The 2,642-nt window shown below is 73.0% G+C and carries 3 protein-coding genes; 1 reads left to right on the top strand and 2 read right to left on the bottom strand.

All coding sequences use genetic code 11. The features are described 5' to 3' along the window. Positions 1–295: 295 nt before the first annotated feature. Positions 296–955, bottom strand: a complete 660-nt coding sequence (locus tag DQW06_RS18880; protein WP_013151492.1) for a TetR/AcrR family transcriptional regulator — start codon at positions 953–955, stop codon at positions 296–298. 192 nt (positions 956–1,147) lie between these two features. Continuing rightward, positions 1,148–2,029, bottom strand: a complete 882-nt coding sequence (locus DQW06_RS18875) for an alpha/beta fold hydrolase (RefSeq protein WP_013151493.1) — start codon at positions 2,027–2,029, stop codon at positions 1,148–1,150. A gap of 107 nt (positions 2,030–2,136) precedes the next feature. Between DQW06_RS18875 and DQW06_RS18870 the strand changes: the two genes are divergently transcribed. Further along, positions 2,137–2,640, top strand: coding sequence for a CGNR zinc finger domain-containing protein (locus DQW06_RS18870; protein WP_013151494.1), 504 nt, complete (start codon positions 2,137–2,139; stop codon positions 2,638–2,640). Positions 2,641–2,642 lie beyond the last annotated feature (2 nt).

Here is a 2,642-nt window from a genome sequence, read left to right as displayed (position 1 = left end):
CTCCGGGCTCCGCGCGGCGGCCACGGAGCCGCCGCGGCCGGGGCGGGGCGCCGGGATCCGCCCGGGGACGTAGCTGGGGACCTTGTTGAACATGGCGACCGCCACCAGGACGGCGCCGAGGAGGATCAGTACGAGGGACACGTCGGAGAGGGCCTCACACTCGGTCGAAGGGGCGCCCGCCCCGAGGGGCGGGCGGGGTCACCGATTCTGACCGATGTCGCCGTACCGTTGCGACTTGATATCGCCTCGCCAACGTTGTGGCGCAGGTTATGGGCCAGCCCTTATGATTGCGTGTTTACGAGTCACCACTCCGGGTGTTCTTCGTGGCGGTTTGCGGAAGAACGGTGTCCACGGTTTCGGTCGCCACGCCGAGGGCGCGGAGTACGAACCGTGTGACCAGGGCGTGGGTCTCGTCGAGGTCGATCTCCCCGCTGACGAGGGGCAGGCGCTGGGAGCCGACCATCGACAGGGCCAGCCGGGAGACGGGCTCGGCGGGCAGGGGATCGAACTCGCCCGCGGCGGTGCCCTCCTCCAGGATCTCGGTCAGCAGGCGCTGCATGGGCGCCACGTGGGCGGCGAGCGCCTGGTAGGCGTCCGGGCCGAGGCTGGCCCCGAGTTCGGCGGCGGGCGGGTGCGGATGCGCCATGATGCCCTCCAACTGGAGGCGGACGAACGCCGAGAGCCGCCGCGCCGCCGAGACGCCCGAGGGGAGTTCGCGCCTGTACCGCTCGACGAACGCGCTGTTGACCTGCTCGGTGAAGGCCAGGAGCAGCGCGGGCTTGTCGGGGAAGTAGTTGTACAGGGCGGTACGGGTGATCCCCGCGGAGTTGGCCACGTCGGTCATGGAGATGCGGTCGATCCCCTGGGTCCGGATCAGCTCGTCGACGGCGTCCATGATGCGATCCCGTGTGCGGGCACGGTGGGCGGCGATGGTCGGCGCCGTGATCTTGGGCATCCTCCTATGGTGTCACGCCCGGGGGCGGACCGTGGCGGTCTTCGGTGACCGTGCGCGACGGTGGTGGCAGGGCGGCCGGGAGGGCCGGAGCGGGTCCGGGCACGCTCCGGAACGACCGGGCCCCGCCGGGGCGGGGCCCGGCGGGCGGTCGGCGGCGCGCCCGCCCGGCCACCGGTTCCGCCCGCGCGGGCGTCATCCCCGGGGCGCCGTCAGCGTACGGGTCAGGAAGTCCCGGATGCGCTCGGCGGTGCCGTCCAGGTGGCTCTCCAGCAGGAAGTGGCCGCCTCCGGGCACCAGGCGGATCTCGGCGTCCGGCAGGTCGCGGGCGAAGGCGCGCGCGCCGTCGGGGCCGAAGATGCGGTCCTCGGCTCCCCACACGGCCAGGAGCGGGACGCGGCTCTCCCGGAAGTACGCGTGCACCCGCGGGTAGAGGGGCGGGTTGGTGGCGTAGTCGCGCAGGAGGGCGAGCTGGACGAGGTCGTTGCCGGGGCGGCTGATGTCGCGGTGGTCGGCCGTCCAGGTGTCGGGATCGACCAGTTCGGGGCGGTCCACCCCGTGCAGGTACTGCCAGCGGACCGCGTCCAGGTCGAGGGCGGTGCGGACCGCCGGTTCCGTCGCGGGCCCCGGATCCTTCGCGTAGGCCCACACGGGCGCCCAGAACTCGGGGACGAAGCCGTCCTCGTAGGCGTTGCCGTTCTGGGTGACCACCGCGGTGACCGCCTCCGGGGCGCGCAGCGCGAGCCGCCACCCGACGGGAGCGCCGTAGTCCTGCACGTACATGGCGTAGCTGGTGACGCCGAGCCCGGCCAGGAGCGCCTCCGTGACGTCGGTGAGCGCGTCGAACGTGTACGCGAACGCGTCGGCGGGTGGAGCGTCGGAGTGGCCGAAGCCGAGGTGGTCGGGGGCGATGACGCGGAACCGGTCGGCCAGCCGCGGGATCAGTCGGCGGAACATGCGCGAGCTGGTGGGGAACCCGTGCAGGAGCACCAGGGCGGGCGCGTCGCGGGGCCCGGCCTCCCGGTAGAAGACGCGGTGTCCGCGCACGGTGGCGTACTGGTGGCGGATCTCCGTCATGACTAACCCTCCAGGGCAACTTTGATGGTTATCTCTGCCACCAGTGGAGCGGATGCGGGGTAACCTGTCAAGTCGATGAAGAGGGTTAGTTCGGGAGGCGGGTGGACATGGTCGACGAGGAGGCGCTGCTCGAAGCGCTGAACAGCACCCCGGTGGTGGACGGCCGACGGCGGGACCTGTGGGCCGACGACGCCGCGCCGCGGCGGTGGGCGCGCGAGCACGGCGGTTCCGATGACGCGGCGGCGATCGACTGGCTGCGGACGGCGAGGGACGTGCTCCAGGCCGCCACGCGCGGACCCGTGCCCGAGGCGCGGATGCGGGGGATGCTCGCCGGGGTAACCCGGGTTCCCGACATCGACGGGGCGGACCTGCGGTGGACTCTCCGGGCGCCGCCCGAGCGGACGCTCGCTGTGGAACTGGTGCTCGCCTGGTACGACGTCCAGGAGCGCAGGCCCGGGCGGCTGCGCCCCTGCGGCAACGACGAGTGCCGCCTCTTCCTCCTCGACCGCAGCCGCGCCAACACCGCCCGCTGGTGCTCGATGAGGACCTGCGGCAACCGCCTGAAGGCCCGCCGCCACCAGGAGCGCGCCCGCCGGGCCCCGGAGGCCTGACG

Source organism: Nocardiopsis sp. TNDT3, assembly GCF_003427465.1.
GTDB classification, from domain to species: Bacteria; Actinomycetota; Actinomycetes; order Streptosporangiales; family Streptosporangiaceae; genus Nocardiopsis; species Nocardiopsis dassonvillei.
This window is presented reverse-complemented; position numbering and strand designations above follow the sequence as displayed.